This window comes from Microcella sp. (genome assembly GCF_025808395.1).
Taxonomy (GTDB): Bacteria; Actinomycetota; Actinomycetes; order Actinomycetales; family Microbacteriaceae; genus Microcella.
On the sequence record NZ_CP075524.1, the window covers coordinates 1,807,393 to 1,822,470 of the forward strand.

The window sequence follows — 15,078 nt, forward strand, 5'->3', positions numbered from 1 at the left end:
TCGCCACACACCGCACCGCGCACCGAGCTCCGCTCAGTGCGGCGCGGCAATCAGTACTGCCAGGGGAAGGGCGACCAGTCGGGCGCGCGCTTCTGCAGAAACGAGTCGCGACCCTCGACGGCTTCGTCGGTGCCGTAGGCGAGCCGCGTGGCCTCGCCAGCGAAGAGCTGCTGGCCGACCATCCCGTCGTCGGTGAGATTCATCGCGTACTTGAGCATGCGAATGGCCGTCGGGCTCTTCGTGAGAATCGTCTCAGCCCAGTCGAGCGCCGTCGGCTCGAGGTCAGAGTGGGGCACGACGGCGTTGACCGTTCCCATCTCGTGGGCGCGATCGGCGTCGTACTCGCGCGCGAGAAAGAAGATCTCGCGCGCGACCTTCTGGCCTACCTGCTTCGCGAGGTAGGCGCTGCCGTAGCCGGCGTCGAACGAGCCCACATCGGCATCGGTCTGCTTGAAGCGCGCGTGCTCGCGGCTCGCGATCGTGAGGTCGCTCACGACGTGCAGCGAATGCCCGCCACCGGCCGCCCACCCCGGAACGACCGCGATCACCACCTTCGGCATGAACCGAATCAGCCGCTGCACCTCGAGAATGTGCAGCCGACTCGCGCGGGCCGGGTCGACCGTCTCGGCCGTCTCACCTTCGGCGTACTGATACCCGCTGCGCCCGCGAATGCGCTGGTCGCCCCCCGAGCAGAACGCCCAGCCGCCGTCTTTCGGGCTCGGGCCGTTGCCGGTCAGCAGCACGACCCCGATGCGGGGGTTCTGCCGCGCGTCATCGAGGGCGCGATAGAGCTCGTCGACCGTGTGCGGACGAAACGCGTTGCGCACCTCCGGCCGGTCAAACGCGATGCGCGCGATACGCCCCGACGTGTCGAGGTGGTAGGTGAGGTCGGTGAGGTCGTCGAAGCCCGGCGCGGCCACCCAGCGCGCGGCGTCGAAAGTGTCAGAAACGTGCGGCTCGGCCATGCCGCCAGCCTACGCGCGAGGCCCGGTGTCACACTGGGGGCATGGATGCTCGCCCCGAGCTCGACGACGTGCTCAGTCGCGCGCACGTGGTGAGCGTGCCGCTCGTCGCGCGATTCCGCGGCGTGGACCGCCGCGAGGTCGTGCTGCTCGACGGCCCCAGTGGATGGAGCGAGTTCAGCCCCTTCGTTGAATACGACGACGCCGAGGCGAGCACCTGGCTGGCCGCGGCCCTCGACTTCGGCTGGCGCGAGTCGAGTGCACCCGCGCTGAGGGAGAGCATCCCGGTGAATGCGACGCTGCCGGCGGTCGCCCTCGATGAGATCGCCACTGTGCTGAGCCGTTTCGGCGAGTGTCGCACGGTGAAGATCAAGGTGGCCGAGCGGGGCGAGTCGCTCGCCGACGACATCGCCCGCGTGCGCGAGACGCGGCGGCTACTCGGCCCGGCGGGCCGCATTCGCCTCGACGCGAACGGCGCCTGGAACCTCGATGAGGCCGAACACGCCGTGCGCGCGCTCGAGCAGTTCGATCTTGAGTACGTCGAACAGCCGTGCGCAACGGTGCCTGAACTGGCCGAACTGCGCAGACGCATCCACCGCATCGACGTGCTCGTGGCGGCCGACGAGAGCGTGCGCAAGGCGGCCGACCCGCTCGAGGTCGCGCGGGCCGAGGCCGCCGACCTGCTCGTCATCAAGGCGGCCCCGCTCGGCGGCATCGACCGCGCGCTGGCGATCGTGGCCGAGGCCGGTCTGCCCGCGGTGGTGTCGAGCGCGCTCGACACGAGCGTGGGGCTCGCGATGGGGGCCGAGCTCGCCGCGCGCCTGCCCGCGCTTGACTTCGACTGCGGGCTCGGCACGGCGGCGCTGCTCGCCGACGACGTCACGACGGCCTCGGTGAGCCCGCGAGACGGCGCGATCGCGGTGGGTCGAGTGACCGCCGATCCGGATGCCCTCCGCCGCCTCGCCGCCGACGACACCCGCACGGCCTGGTGGCGCGAGCGGCTCGCTCGGTGCCACACCCTGCTTGACCGCTAGGCAATAACTGCTCACCCGAGGTCGTGACCGACCCCGCTACTCTCGAGGAGTTGAGTTCTCACCCCCGAAGGAGGCACCATGCGCCACGCCACTCTGGCTCTCACCGCTGCGGCACTGCTCGTGCTGGCCGGCTGCTCGGCGGGCGGTGAGACCGAGGCCGAGGTCGACCCCGACACGAGTGCGACCGACACGGCGCCCGAACCCGCGCCGGTCGACCCCCTCGACCCTGCCTGCCTCGTGGGCGACTGGGTGGTCACCGAAGACCAAATGCAGAGCTTCTACGACGCGCTCATGGGCGAGATCGAGGGCATCACTTTCGTCGCTACAGGGTTCGCCGGCCTCAGCTTCACTGACACCGACTACCGCTGGACTCCAGAGTTCACGCTCACCCTCGAGATCGTCGGCGCCGAAGGCAAAGGCGTCACGACGGGCACCCTGGGTGGCACGTGGACGGCGACTGAGGGTGTCATCACGACGAGCGTCGGCGACAACAATCTTTCGGCCGAAGTCACCGTCAACGGGGCCACGCAAGACGGTTCGGCGCTACTCGGCTCGATCATCAACAGCGACCCCATCAACGACACGCCCTTCGACTGCAGCAACCCCGACGCTCCGGTGCTGCAGTTCGAGACCGCGACGGGCCGCACCCCGGTGGTGCTGGCGCGCGCAGGCTAGTCGAGACTTCCGCCGCTCTGAACCGCAACCCTTCCCGGGGTGGAGCCCAGAGCGGCGGAATAACGCAGAACGGCGGCGCACCCACGTGGGGTGCGCCGCCGTCAATGCTTGCTCTAGAAGGTGCCCTCGTTGAGGCGCGTCTGCAGCGCCTTGACGGTCTGCGGGCCGACAGCACCGTCGGCGGTCACGCCGAGGTGGTTCTGCAGCGCCTTCTTGCTCTGGGGGCCGAAGACCCCGTCAGCGGTGACGCCGAGCTTCGCCTGCAGCGCCTTGGTCGACTCGGGCCCGAAGACCCCGTCGACTGCGACACCGAGCACGGTCTGCAGTGCCTTCGTCGTCAGGGGGCCCCACTCGCCGTCTACGTCGAGCGAAGCCTTGGCCGCAGCCGCAGGGGCCGCGGCTGCCGGCGCCGCAGCGGCCTTCGCCTCGCGCGCTGCTTTCGCCTCGGCGAACGCCTTTTCATTGCGAGCCTGGATGCCCGCCTTGCGTGCCGCGTCGCTGCGTGCCTTCTTGGCCGCGTCGTCGTCGTCGATCTTCGCCATGAACTACTCCTCGATGTCGAGCCCGAGCACTGCCGTCGTCGACGACACCGGGCATGGTGGCGTCACGGTAGCACAGGGCGGTGACGCGGCGGGAGGGGCAGGGCGGCGCGAAACTCACAGCCCCGACAAGGCTTGTCCGAATCGGGGCCTACAGCCCCGAGTAAGAGTGCAACCCGGTGAAGGCGATGTTGACGACCGTGTAGTTGAAGATCACGGCAGAGAAACCGACGATCGCCAGCCAGGCAGATCGGTCGCCGCGCCAGCCGCGCGTCGCGCGAGCGTGAATGTAGCCGGCGAAGAGAGTCCAGATGATGAAGGTCCAGACCTCTTTGGTGTCCCACCCCCAGTAGCGACCCCACGCGCGCTCGGCCCAGATGGCGCCGGCGATGAGCGTGAAGGTCCAGAACACGAAGCCGACCACGTTGAGTCGGTAGGCGAGCGACTCGAGAGTGGCCGAGCCGGGCAGTGTGTCGAGAAACCGCAAGCCCTCGACCTTGCGCACTTCGCGCTGCGATCGCAGCAGCTGCATGATCGAGAGCCCGGCGCCGAGGGCGAAGAAGGCCGTGGCGAGCACGGCGACGAGCACGTGGATGACGAGCCAGGCCGACTGCAGCGCCGGCGGCAACGGCACGACGTCGACGTAGAAGTTGACGGTGACGATGCCGAGCGACAGCAGCGTGAACCCGGTGAAGTAGGCGCCGAGGTAGCGCACATCTTTCCAGAACTGCACGGCCAAGAAGGTGCCCATGCCGACGGCCGTGGCCGTGAGCCCGAACTCGAACATGTTGGCCCACGGCACCCGGTCGGCGGCGACACCGCGCAGAATGGTCGCGCCAAGGTGCAGCACGAACCCGAGCACGGCGAGGGCGAAGGCTACACGCTGGTACCGCGTCGCACCCACCGGCTCGGTGACCGCCTGCGCCTTCTCGAGCGTTGTCGTCGACGTCGACGCTTCGTGGGCAGAGCGCGTCGTCGTCGCCGTGCTCGAGGCCTCGGCGGGCTTCAGCGACGAGCGCTTGGCGAGGTCGAGCGTGAAGAAGATGAAGGCGATCGTGTACACGCCCATGGCCGAGTAGACGGCGACGAGTGACACGGCGACGAGGTTCTGCATGAGGCTTCTATCGTACGGTCGAATGCTGAGAAGGCCCCCGGTCGCGAGCGCTCGCTCGGGCCATAAGGCCCTGGGGCCTCACACCTCGCCCACGCGATAATTGCCCTCATGACCACGAAGCCCGCCAAGAAGCCAATGTCACCTCGCACTGCTCAGTTCATCGCGATCGGCGTAGCCCTCGCATTCATCGCGGCGATCGTCACGATCGTCGCCATCTCACTGGGGGGCGGGCGAACAACGGATGCTCTGCCGGAGGTCACGCCGAAGGGTGACGCCCAGGTGCAGCGGGCCGATTCACACTTCATCAACGACCCAGCACAGCCTGAAGTGACCATCGTCGAGTTTCTCGACTTCCAGTGCCCGGCCTGCGCCGTGGCGGCAGGGGCTGTGGCCGACGTCATCGACACTTACGGCGACCGTGTGGCCGTGGTGGTGCGCAACTTTCCGCTGACGAGCATCCACCCCCATGCTGTCGACTCAGCCGTCGCCTTCGAAGCAGCCGCCGCTCAGGGGGCGACCGTCGAGATGTATCGTGCGCTCTTCGCGACCCAGCAGCAGTGGAGCGGCCAGAGCGGGTCTCAGGCCGCCTACTTTCGCGACCTTGCTGAGCAGCTGCAGCTCGACATGGATGAGTACGACCGCGTGGTCGCCGACCCCGCCACACTCGAGCGAGTCGCGCGCGATCAGGCTGACGCCCTCGGGCTCGGCCTGCAAGGAACCCCGAGCTTCTTCATCGACGGCGAGCGCGTGACGATCTCGACCCTCGACGAGCTGAAGGCACTCGTCGAGCAGCGGCTCGGCTAGCGCGTCGAGAGGGTGTCGAGGTGCCGGTCGGCGAACTCGCCGACCGCTCGCTCGAGCCCCGGGTCGTCGCCGCGCGCGAGCCCCGCATACTGCAGTCGCACGCCCTCGCCCTCGGCCGTCGCGACGACCCACAGTCGCCGACGCGGAACGAACAGGCTCGTCAACAGCCCGGCGAGCACGAGTAGCGACGAGATCAGAACACCCGCTTGCGTGGGGTCGTGGTGAATGTCGAGGCTGACGAAGCGCGGCAGGCTCGTGAACTCGACGCTGCCTCGGCCGCCGGGCAGCTCGGCCGACTCGCCCAGAGTGAGCACGATCGAGTCGACGCCGGTGTCGCCTCCGGTGATCTGCTCAAGCTCATCGGTGTTGAGCGAGTAGGCGTTGCGCGGCACACCCTCGTCGAGCCCGAGATCGCCTTCGAAGGCGTTGAGGGTGAGCACGGGGTTGTCTGGTTCAGGAAACACTGATGTCAACGCGCCCGAGTCGAGGGCGATCGCCGAGGGGTAGAAGAACCCGATCATGCCCAACTGCTCGTCGAGCCCGTCGGGCACTTTGACGACGCCGAGGCTCGTGAGGTTGGCGTCGGTCGGCAAGAACGGCACAGGTTGGCTGAAGACCGGGGTTCCGTCGGCGTTGAACACGGTGATCCACGGCGCGAAACCGTTGCCCAACAGGTAGGCGTTCGTCGCCCCGATGGGCAGCGGCTCGTTCACTTTCACCGTCTCAGCGCGGGCCTCACCGTTCTCGACGACCGTCACCGAGGCCGTGAAGTCGAGCGGAATCGGCATGCCCGTCGTGCGATCAAGGTCATACACGGCCTCGAAGGCGTCGAGCCTGATCGAGAACGGGTCGAGGCGAGCCTCGTCGAAGAAGCGCCCGGGGCTGAACGAATCGAAGCTCGTCAACTGGTTGGTGAAGGTCTGCCCCTGCACGATGACCCGCTGGCCGTTGTAGCCGAACCCGCCCGCGAGCCCGACGGTGGCGAGAATGCCCACGAGGGCGGCGTGAAAGACGAGGTTGCCGGTCTCACGCAGGTAGCCGCGCTCGGCACTGAGCGAATCGCCGAAGCGTTCGACGCGAAAACGCTGACGATGCAGCAGGTCGCGCGCGTCGCCGAGAGCCGTCTCGACGTCGACGGATGCTCTCCGCTCGGTGTGCCCGACGAGCCGGTCGAGGCGTGCCGGCGTGGCGGGAGGTTTCGCGCGCAGGGCTCGCCAGTGGTGCTGGGTGCGCGGAATGATGCAGCCGATGAGCGACACGAAGAGCAGCAGGTAGATCGCCGAGAACCACACCGACGAGTAGGTGTCGAAGACCTGCAGAGCGTCGAGCACCTCGAACAGCTCGGGGTTGTCGCGCTGAAACCGCACGACGCCGTTCGGGTCGGCCGAGCGTTGCGGCACGAGCGAGCCGGGTATCGCAGCGACGGCCAGCATCAGTAGCAGCACGAGCGCGGTGCGCATGCTCGTCAGCTGCCGCCACGCGAAGCGCGCCCAGCCGACGGCGCCGAGCTTCGGCTGAGCGATGGGTGCGGCGGGGCGCTCGCTGTCGTGGTGGTCAGAGGGGCGTAACGGTTCCACCGATCACCGCCCCGAGGCTCGAGACGAACAACTGCCAGAGCCCGCTGACCATGGCGACGCCGATGACGATGAGCAGGGCTCCCCCGATGATGTTGATGACGCGAATGTTGCGCTTGAGCCACGCCGTCGCGCCGGCGACCCAGCGAAAGCCGAAAGCGACGAGCACGAACGGCACCCCGAGCCCGAGGCTGTAGGCGGTGCCGATGAGCGCTGCCCGCCCGAGGTCGCCCTCACCGAGCACCATCGCGTTGACGGCGATGAGGGTCGGGCCGATGCACGGCGCCCAACCGAGACCGAAGACGATGCCGAGCAAGGGCGCACCCGCCACCCCTGTCGCCGCCGTGATGCGCGGCGACAGCGAGCGCTGCATGAAGCTCACCTGGCCCACGAAGACGAGCCCCATGAAGATGACGATGACCCCGGCGATGCGAGTGATGAGGTCGAGCCACGGCAGCAGCAGCAGCCCCGCAGTGGCGAACACGATCGAGAAGGCGACGAAGACCAGGGTGAAGCCGAGCACAAACAGACCCACCCCGAGCAGCAGTCGCCCACGGCCCCGCTCGAACTCTTCGGCCCGCGTGAAGCCGCCGACATAGGCGAGATAGCCCGGCACCAGGGGCAGCACGCACGGTGACGCGAACGCCACGAAGCCCGCAGCGAGCGCGATCGGCAGAGCAAGCAGCAGGTTGCCGCTCAGCACGATCTCGCCGATGGGGTTCACCGCGGCGGCGAGCGCGCTCACGATGGTTCGGCGAGCAAGTCGGTGATCATCGAGCGCAACACGCTCGGTTCGGTGATGAGCCCTGAGATGCGCGCGGCTACCCGGCCCTCGCGGTCGAGCACGAGCGTCGTCGGCACAGCATTGGGCGCCACCTGACCGGCGAACGCGAGCCGAACACCGCCGTCATTGACGTCGATGATCGACGGATAGGTGACTCCGAACTCGGTCGCGAAGGTCAGCGCCGTTGCGGGCTGGTCATAGATGTTGACGCCGAGAAAATTGACACCGTCGGCGGCGAACCGCCGCCAGAGCGCCTCGAGGTCTGAGGCTTCGAGGCGGCACGGAGGGCATCCGGCATACCAAAAATTGACCACCAGAACGTCGCCGCGAAAGTCGTCGCTTGACACGCTGTCGCCGTTCTCGATGAGCCCCACAAACTCGACCGGCGCAGCGCGGTCGGCAGCGGTGATGACCGTGTAAGCCCCATCACCCGAGATGTAGCCCTGGCCAGAGCCCGAGCGGTACTGCTGGGCGAGAGAGTCGTTCGCGGTGCAGCCGGCGAGCAGGGCGACGGCCGACGCGAGCGCGAGCCCGGCGAGGGCGATGCGGGCCGGGGTGCGGCGGGTCGGGGTGCGGCGGCTCACACTGCTCCTAGGTCGGTTGCCTCTGCCGTCAAGTCTGCCGCGGGCTCCTGATAGTCGGTCTCAGTGAAGCGCCCGTCTGCCCACGCGAAACTCGTCACGCTCGACAGCGAGCAGCGTCGCTTGCGGGGGTCGTGGTGCAGGGGCTCGCCGGCGAGCGCGCGATGGGCCATCCAGATCGGCAGCTGGTGGCTCACCATCACCACCTCGCCAGCGTCGACCGACTCGCGGGCCTCGTGCATGACCGCGAGCATGCGAGCGGCGATATCGGCGAACGGCTCACCCCAGCTCGGCTTGCGCGGGTTCACGAGCAGCGGCCAGTGCCGCGGGTCGGCCAGTGTGCGGCCGTTCATGCGCTTGCCCTCGAAGCGGTTGGTCGGCTCGATGAGCCGCTCGTCGGTACGAATCGAGAGCCCGAAGCCCTCGGCCCACGGCGCTGCCGACTCTTGCGTGCGCTGCAGCGGGCTCGCGTAGAGCGCCGTCACCGAGTGGCCCGCCAGCAGAGTGACGGCCGCCGCCGCCATGCGCTGCCCGAGGTCGCTGAGCCTGAACTCTGGCAGTCGGCCGTAGAGCACGCGATCAGGGTTGTGAACCTCGCCGTGCCGCACGAGGTGGACGAAGTCGGCGGGCATACTCTCAGTCTAGAGTTCGGCGGCTTGGCGGCCGCCGGTAAGCACGCAGGAGCATCCGCCACCTCGCCGGTAGGCTTGGGCCTCGTGACTCGCACCCGTATCGCCCAACTCGCCCCCCTCGCCGACGGCCCCGTAATAGTAGCCGGATGGGTCGAGACCGTGCGCGATCAGAAGAAGGTGCAGTTCGTCATTCTGCGCGACGAGTCGGGGGCCGTGCAGCTGGTCAACCCTGCAACACGAGACCTCGACGAGGGCGCCTCGGCCGAGGAGCTCGCCGCGGCAGCGCTCACCGAGACGATCGGCACACTCGCCCACGGCACCATGGTGCGCGTCACGGGCGAGCTCAAGCACGACGAGCGCGTCAAGCTCGGCGGCATCGAGGTGAAGATCGGCACGCTCGAGGTGGTGAGCGAAGCCGTGCCCGAGACGCCGATCGCCGACGACTCAAGCCTCGACAAGCGGCTCGACTGGCGCTTTCTCGACCTGCGTCGCCCCGAGGCCTCGCTCGTCTTCAAGATTCAGACCACGTTCGAGCACGCGCTGCGCACCTGGTGGGTCGAGCGCGACTTCATCGAGATTCACACCCCCAAGCTCATGGCGAGCGCATCAGAGTCGCGTGCCGAGCTCTTCGAGATGGAGTACTTCGAGACGAAGGCCTACCTCGCCCAGAGCCCGCAGTTCTTCAAACAGATGGCACAGCCGGCCGGCTTCGGCGCCGTGTTCGAGATCGCTCCGGCCTTTCGCGCCGACCCCTCGTTCACGTCGCGCCACGCGACCGAGTTCACGTCGATCGACGCTGAGATGAGCTGGATCACCTCGCACGACGACGTCATGCAGATGCACGAGCAGGTGCTGACGTCGGCCTTCGCTGCCGTCCTCGAGAAGCACGGTGCGGCGATCAACGCCGCCTACGGGGTCGAGTTGGCGGTGCCGTCGACGCCGTTTCCGCGCATCCCCTTGGCCGAAGCGCGGCAGATCGTCGCCGACGGAGGCTATGAAATTCCTCGCGCCGATGGCGACCTCGACCCCGAAGGCGAGCGCCGCCTCTCGGCGTGGGTGAAGGCCAACCACGGTCACGACTTTGTCTTCGTGACCGACTACGCCTCGGGCATTCGGCCGTTCTACCACATGCGCCGCGAGGGCGACCCGAGCATCACCAACAGCTACGACCTGCTCTACAACGGCGTCGAGATCTCAACGGGTGCACAGCGTGAGCACCGCATTGACGTGCTCATCGCGCAGGCCCGCGAAAAGGGTCTCGAGCCCGAAGAGCTCGAGTTCTACCTCGACTTCTTCCGCTATGGGGTGCCCCCGCACGGCGGCTTCGGCATGGGCCTCGCGCGCGTGCTCATGCTCATGCTCGGCCTCGGCTCGATTCGCGAGACCACCTACTTGTTCCGCGGCCCGACGCGCCTGCTGCCGTAGGCCGGCCGCGCTGGTGTGCCGCCTCGATTCACGTCGGCGCCTCGCGCGCACCTCCCGTCACCACCCGCTCGCGCGAGTCGCGCTTCGTGGCAAGGGTCGCGACACATGGCGCGACCCTTGCCACATTGGGCGACTCTGGCAGTGGCTGCCGCGCGCGACCGCGCCTCAGGTCAGGTCGACGACGGTGGCGCCAGCAGCGCCCTTCATGACCGACTCGACGGCGCTCTTCGCCGACGCTTTGGCCACGTAGTTCTCGCTCACTGCGAGGGTCTGGCCGTTCGACGCGACGATGCGCCAGAAGTAAGGCTGGCTGGTGCTCTTGCCCTTGACGATCTCGAACTTCACGGGGTGCTCCTGTTGTCTCATGAGCGGCCCACGCCACTCTTAGTCGCGATGCTAGGGCGCGCAGTCGCGACGCGCCAGGGGCCGTGGTCAAGTATTGCTCTCACCGATTCCGACACTTCGCACGCATTTCTGAGCACGATGAGTCGGAATCGTTGAGAGTTGCGGGCGAAGTCGAGGGCGACGGCGGCGGCGACGACGTGGGCAACGCGGGCGGCGCGGGCGGCGCGGGCGCTCAGACGTCGAAGTCGGGGCGAATACTCCACCCCGTGTGGCTCTCGAGCCGCGCCATGAGCGTGAGTGCCTGCAGCCGTGCGTGGTCGTCGCTCACCGTGGAGTAGACGTCGATCGCGAGCGGCGGGGGCTCGCCGAACTTGGGGATTTCGATCTCGGCCCAGGCTCCGTCGCCGCGCTGTGCGCCGTCGAGCAACACGAAGGGGCGCACGGTGCGCTGTTGTTCGACTCGACCGTCGACGGCGAGGGCGACGATGGCGAGAGCATCCACTTTCGTCACCGCGCTCATGACAACGATCGTGGCGCAGTATTCCGCGGGCTGGTCGGGGCGGCGCAGCTTCTGCCGCAGCGGGTTGAGCATGCTCTCACGCTAGGCGGCGAAACTGAGCGCGCGCCGGGGCGGGAATACCTCACACTTTCTATGCGTTTGCATCGATATCATTGGCGCGACACGCGAAGGAGACCATCATGACCGTCGCCCCCGAAGGCCTGCACCACGTCACCGCGATCGCCGGCGACCCGCAGCAGAACATCGACTTCTACATTCACGGCCTCGGCCTGCGGCTCGTCAAGAAGACCGTCAACTTCGATGACCCCGGCACCTACCACCTGTACTACGGCGACGAGTCGGGGCGACCGGGCAGCCTCATGACGTTCTTTCCGTGGCGCGGCATTCAGCAGGGTCGCGTCGGCGCGGGCCAGTCGACCTCGACCGCCTTCTCGGTGCCGGCCGGGTCGCTCGGCTGGTGGGTCGACCACTTCGCCTCGATCGGCGCCGACGCGCGCATCACCTCGACGAGCTCGAGCGAAGAGCGGCTGCTCGTGGCCGACCCCGACGGGCTGCAGATCGAACTCGTCGCCACGAGCGAGCACGACCCGCGCGACCCGTGGGACTCGGCGAGTGTTCCGGCTGAGCACGCGATTCGCGGCCAGCACTCGAGCGTGCTCACCGTGCGCGACGCCGAGCAGACGATCGGCCTCATGGTGAACGACTTGGGAATGCGCGTCGTCGAGCAGAACGGCAACCGCACGCGGCTCGCCTCGGGCGACGGCATGCCCGGCGCGCTCGTCGACGTGCACGCCTCGACCCTCGCGCCGGCCGGCCTCACCGCCGGCGGCACCGTGCACCACATCGCCTTCCGGGTGCCCGACCAGGCGACGCAGCAGCAGTGGCGAGACGAACTCGCGAGCAAAGGCCACCGCGTCACCGAGATTCTCGACCGGCAGTACTTCACCTCGATCTACTTTCGCGAACCAGGAGGCGTGCTGTTCGAGATCGCCACTGACACCCCCGGCTTCGACATCGACGAGCCGCTTCTCGAACTCGGCCGCTCGCTCAAGCTGCCCCTATGGCTCGAGCCCTCACGCGAGCAGATCGAGCACGCGGTGATTCCGATCGCACTGCCCGACGAGAACAATCCGGGGGTGGCGGCATGATTCAGGATGCTCTCCCCACGATCAACCTCGACGAGTGGCCCCACCTCTTCACCGAGGGCGCCACGGCCGACGCACCCGTCGTGCTCACCCTGCACGGCACGGGCGGCGACGAGCGCGAGATCGCCGCGCTCGGCACCGCCCTCGTGCCCGGAGCCGCGGTGCTCTCGCCGCGCGGGCGCGTGCTCGAAGGCAGGGCGAACCGGTGGTTCCGTCGGCTGAGTGAAGGCGTCTTCGACGTCGACGACGTCATCGCGCGAGCCGCAGAGCTCGCCGCCTTCGTGGTCGCCGCGCAGTCGAGGTATGCGCTCGAGAACCGCACGCTCATCGCGACGGGGTTCTCGAACGGGGCCAACATCGCACTCGCGACCGCGCTGTTGCACCCCACCGTGGTATCCCGCGTCGTCGCGTTCAGCGGCATGCACCCTTTCGGCGACCGTGAGCTGCAAGGCTCGTCGCAGGGGGTCGAGCTGCTGCTGCTCAACGGAGACCATGACCCGATGGCGCCCGCCGCGAGCGTGGCGCAGCTGGAGGGGTTTGCGAGCGGGCGGGGAGCATCCGTCACCCGTCACACCCGACCCGGCGGCCACGGCGTCGACGGCAGTGAGGTGCAGGCCGCGAAGGTCTGGTTGGCCCGCTGACACTCGGCCGCGCGTATGCCAGTCTGGCTGCCTGCGTGATCGGAGGACTCAGTGAGCGACACCCTCGTGCCATCGACTGCGGCCATCGCCGACACCTGCGTGCGGCTCGCCGTTGAGGTTCGTCTCGGGCCGGCAGAGTTGCGGCCGATCTCGGCGCATGCGCCCATTGCCGGGCCAGCCTTGCCCGTGACCCATGCCGGCAGCGTTGACGCCTTTCTGGCAGCAATCGACGATGCTGAGCCCGGCGCCGTGCTTGTCGTCGACAACGGTGGCCGGCATGACGAGGCATGCGTCGGAGACCTCGTGGCCCTCGAGGCGAAGGCGGCCGGAGTGGCAGGCATCGTCATCTGGGGTCGCCATCGCGATACCGCGCAAATCATCGACATGGGGCTGCCCCTGCACAGCCTCGGCGCCCGCTCGGTGGGGCCGCGGCGAGTGCCGCCACCGGGCCGCAGCATGACGGTCGCGTGGCTCGACGGGGTCGAAGTCACGAGCGACGACGTGGTCGCGGCCGACGACGACGGTGTGATCATCGTCAGTGCCGCCGACTGGCAACGGGTGTCGGCGAGCGCGCTGCAGATTCAGCAGGTCGAAGTGGCTCAGGCCAATCGCATGCGTGCCGGTGAGAGCCTGCGTTCACAGCTCGACTTCGCCGGCTACCGGGCTCGACAGCTCGTTGAACCCGACCTCAGCCTGCGCGCCTACCTCGCCGAACGAGGCGGAGCTATCGAGGTATGACACCGGCAGTTGACGAGGTGAGCATCGCGACAAGCCGGTCAGCAAACGTGCCGTCAGTGACGAGTGCGACTCGGCACGAGGCACCGTCTTGGTCAGGAAAAGCTCGGTAGCGCCCGCGAGTGTCGCAGATCGTCGCACCGCGCGACGGGCCATCGGTGCAGTCGACCTCGACCGCGATGCGCGGAAAGACGCTCGGCACGACATCGCCCGTGAGCACCCCCGCCGCGACGGCGTCGTGACACGGTGAACACCGCACGCCGAACGAGTCGAAGCCGTAGCCCCCGAAGTAGAAGTCGCTGACGGCGGCGACGAACTGCGCCGCCGGGGCACTCGACGCGGCGAGCGCCGTGCGGTGCTCTTCGGTGATGATTTCGGTCATCGTCACGTCGAGCGGCACAAGCGTGGTCGGCCACGACGCCCCGAGCACTGCGCGCGCGGCCTCGGGGTCGTGGATGATGTTCGCCTCAGCAGCCGCCGACTGGTTGCCGGCGACGTCGGCGGCGCCACCCATGATGACGATGTCGACAACCCGCTCGGTGAGGTCAGGAATCGCCTCGAGAGCGTGCGCAATGTTGGTGAGCGGCCCCACCGCCAGCAGTCGCAGGCGCCCACGGTAACGCTGCGACAGCTCATCGATGAGGTCGACCGCCGTCAGGTCGCTCAGAGGTGTCGACACCTCGAGCGGCAGCCCCGAATCCCCGAGTCCGTCGTCGCCGTGCACGTGCGTCGCCAAGTAGGTGACCTCGCCGACGAGGGGGTTCTCGGCACCGACCGCCACGGGAACATCGGTGCGCCCCATGAGTTCAAGCACCCGTAGCGAGTTGTGCGCGCATTTCGCCGCCGTGTTGTTGCCGAAGACGCTCGTGATGCCGACCACCTCAACGGCGTCGTGGTGCAGCAGGTAGAGCAGCGCCATGGCGTCGTCGACGCCCGTGTCGCAATCGACGAGAACCGGAGTGCGGTCAGTCATGGCGGCAGTGCCTTTCTCCTCGACGGGCAGAACATCGTCAGCCCATCAGCACCCTTAGCGTCGCGTCAATCGCGCGTTCGCGCAGTCACTCGTCAGCTCGGCAGGTTCGCTTCGATGACCGAGATGATCTCGGGCGCATCGGGCACGATGTTCGGCCTGAAGCGGTGCACTTCTCCGCTCGGTAGCACGAGAAACTTCTCAAAGTTCCAGGTGATCGGCCCGGCGAGCCCGTGCGCGTCGGGCGTCTCGACGAGCTCGGCGTAGAGGGGGTGGCGCTTCTTGCCGTTGACCTTGACCTTCTCCGTCATCGGAAAGGTCACGCCCCACGTGGTGCTGCAGTATTCGGCGATCTTGCCTTCGCTCGACAACTCTTGCAAGAACTGGTTCGACGGCACGCCGAGCACGGTGAACCCGCGGTCACCGTAGGTTTTCTGCAACCGCTCGAGAGCTTCATACTGAGGCGCGAGCCCGCACCTCGATGCGACGTTGACGACGAGCACGACGCGGCCCGAGAACTCGGCGAAGGTCGTCTCGCGGCCATCGATCATCGTGAGAGGAGCATCCGTCAGTGCGGTCATGGCACCACGGTAAAGCG

General features: G+C 67.9%; 18 protein-coding genes. 7 read left to right on the plus strand and 11 right to left on the minus strand.

Annotated features, from left to right (window positions below; all coding sequences use genetic code 11):
• Positions 1-50 precede the first annotated feature (50 nt).
• Positions 51-965, minus strand: coding sequence for a 1,4-dihydroxy-2-naphthoyl-CoA synthase (locus tag KIT89_RS08760; protein WP_297600390.1), 915 nt, complete (start codon positions 963-965; stop codon positions 51-53).
• A gap of 41 nt (positions 966-1,006) precedes the next feature.
• Between KIT89_RS08760 and KIT89_RS08765 the strand changes: the two genes are divergently transcribed.
• Together KIT89_RS08765 and KIT89_RS08770 are read left to right on the plus strand one after the other, a co-directional pair.
• Positions 1,007-1,996 carry an o-succinylbenzoate synthase gene (locus tag KIT89_RS08765; RefSeq protein WP_297600393.1) on the plus strand — a complete coding sequence of 330 codons (990 nt, stop codon included), beginning with the start codon at positions 1,007-1,009 and terminating at the stop codon, positions 1,994-1,996.
• A 78-nt stretch (positions 1,997-2,074) separates the two neighbouring features.
• Entirely contained in the window at positions 2,075-2,671 is a 597-nt protein-coding gene (locus KIT89_RS08770) for a hypothetical protein (protein WP_297600396.1), read from the plus strand.
• 113 nt (positions 2,672-2,784) lie between these two features.
• On the opposite strand, the gene KIT89_RS08775 is transcribed toward KIT89_RS08770, so the two are convergent.
• The gene (locus KIT89_RS08775) at positions 2,785-3,213 is read right to left on the minus strand and encodes a peptidoglycan-binding domain-containing protein (RefSeq protein ID WP_297600399.1); all 429 of its coding nucleotides are present in this window, start codon (positions 3,211-3,213) and stop codon (positions 2,785-2,787) included.
• Between the two features lie 148 nt (positions 3,214-3,361).
• On the minus strand, positions 3,362-4,324 hold the full coding sequence (ccsB, locus tag KIT89_RS08780; protein ID WP_297600403.1) for a c-type cytochrome biogenesis protein CcsB: 963 nt from the start codon (positions 4,322-4,324) through the stop codon (positions 3,362-3,364).
• A 108-nt stretch (positions 4,325-4,432) separates the two neighbouring features.
• Between ccsB and KIT89_RS08785 the strand changes: the two genes are divergently transcribed.
• On the plus strand, positions 4,433-5,128 hold the full coding sequence (locus KIT89_RS08785) for a thioredoxin domain-containing protein (RefSeq protein WP_297600406.1): 696 nt from the start codon (positions 4,433-4,435) through the stop codon (positions 5,126-5,128).
• On the opposite strand, the gene KIT89_RS08790 is transcribed toward KIT89_RS08785, so the two are convergent.
• Genes KIT89_RS08790 through KIT89_RS08805 form a run of 4 tightly spaced genes read right to left on the minus strand, consistent with a single transcriptional unit; the run spans position 5,125 to position 8,699 of the window.
• Positions 5,125-6,705, minus strand: a complete 1,581-nt coding sequence (locus KIT89_RS08790; protein ID WP_297600408.1) for a cytochrome c biogenesis protein ResB — start codon at positions 6,703-6,705, stop codon at positions 5,125-5,127. The genes KIT89_RS08785 and KIT89_RS08790 overlap by 4 nt on opposite strands.
• Complete coding sequence (locus KIT89_RS08795) at positions 6,683-7,447, minus strand: cytochrome c biogenesis CcdA family protein (RefSeq protein WP_297600411.1); 765 nt, start codon at positions 7,445-7,447, stop codon at positions 6,683-6,685. The genes KIT89_RS08790 and KIT89_RS08795 overlap by 23 nt, the downstream gene beginning before the upstream one ends.
• Positions 7,444-8,070 carry a TlpA disulfide reductase family protein gene (locus KIT89_RS08800; RefSeq protein WP_297600415.1) on the minus strand — a complete coding sequence of 209 codons (627 nt, stop codon included), beginning with the start codon at positions 8,068-8,070 and terminating at the stop codon, positions 7,444-7,446. The genes KIT89_RS08795 and KIT89_RS08800 overlap by 4 nt, the downstream gene beginning before the upstream one ends.
• Complete coding sequence (locus KIT89_RS08805) at positions 8,067-8,699, minus strand: histidine phosphatase family protein (RefSeq protein ID WP_297600418.1); 633 nt, start codon at positions 8,697-8,699, stop codon at positions 8,067-8,069. The genes KIT89_RS08800 and KIT89_RS08805 overlap by 4 nt, the downstream gene beginning before the upstream one ends.
• A gap of 84 nt (positions 8,700-8,783) precedes the next feature.
• Here KIT89_RS08805 and aspS point away from each other — a divergent pair, with 84 nt between their 5' ends.
• Positions 8,784-10,124, plus strand: a complete 1,341-nt coding sequence (gene aspS, locus KIT89_RS08810) for an aspartate--tRNA(Asn) ligase (RefSeq protein WP_297600421.1) — start codon at positions 8,784-8,786, stop codon at positions 10,122-10,124.
• 165 nt (positions 10,125-10,289) lie between these two features.
• On the opposite strand, the gene KIT89_RS08815 is transcribed toward aspS, so the two are convergent.
• Both KIT89_RS08815 and KIT89_RS08820 read right to left on the minus strand, forming a co-directional pair.
• Entirely contained in the window at positions 10,290-10,469 is a 180-nt protein-coding gene (locus tag KIT89_RS08815; RefSeq protein WP_297600423.1) for a YegP family protein, read from the minus strand.
• A 232-nt stretch (positions 10,470-10,701) separates the two neighbouring features.
• Positions 10,702-11,061, minus strand: a complete 360-nt coding sequence (locus KIT89_RS08820; protein WP_297600426.1) for a hypothetical protein — start codon at positions 11,059-11,061, stop codon at positions 10,702-10,704.
• A gap of 107 nt (positions 11,062-11,168) precedes the next feature.
• Between KIT89_RS08820 and KIT89_RS08825 the strand changes: the two genes are divergently transcribed.
• Genes KIT89_RS08825 through KIT89_RS08835 form a run of 3 tightly spaced genes read left to right on the plus strand, consistent with a single transcriptional unit; the run spans position 11,169 to position 13,513 of the window.
• The gene (locus KIT89_RS08825; RefSeq protein ID WP_297600429.1) at positions 11,169-12,137 is read left to right on the plus strand and encodes a ring-cleaving dioxygenase; all 969 of its coding nucleotides are present in this window, start codon (positions 11,169-11,171) and stop codon (positions 12,135-12,137) included.
• Entirely contained in the window at positions 12,134-12,775 is a 642-nt protein-coding gene (locus KIT89_RS08830) for an alpha/beta hydrolase (RefSeq protein WP_297600431.1), read from the plus strand. The genes KIT89_RS08825 and KIT89_RS08830 overlap by 4 nt, the downstream gene beginning before the upstream one ends.
• Before the next feature lie 51 nt (positions 12,776-12,826).
• The gene (locus tag KIT89_RS08835; RefSeq protein WP_297600433.1) at positions 12,827-13,513 is read left to right on the plus strand and encodes an RraA family protein; all 687 of its coding nucleotides are present in this window, start codon (positions 12,827-12,829) and stop codon (positions 13,511-13,513) included.
• On the opposite strand, the gene KIT89_RS08840 is transcribed toward KIT89_RS08835, so the two are convergent.
• Both KIT89_RS08840 and KIT89_RS08845 read right to left on the minus strand, forming a co-directional pair.
• Entirely contained in the window at positions 13,500-14,483 is a 984-nt protein-coding gene (locus KIT89_RS08840) for a nucleoside hydrolase (RefSeq protein WP_297600435.1), read from the minus strand. The two genes, KIT89_RS08835 and KIT89_RS08840, sit on opposite strands and share 14 nt — an antisense overlap.
• A gap of 92 nt (positions 14,484-14,575) precedes the next feature.
• On the minus strand, positions 14,576-15,061 hold the full coding sequence (locus KIT89_RS08845) for a glutathione peroxidase (protein WP_297600438.1): 486 nt from the start codon (positions 15,059-15,061) through the stop codon (positions 14,576-14,578).
• Positions 15,062-15,078: the final 17 nt, after the last annotated feature.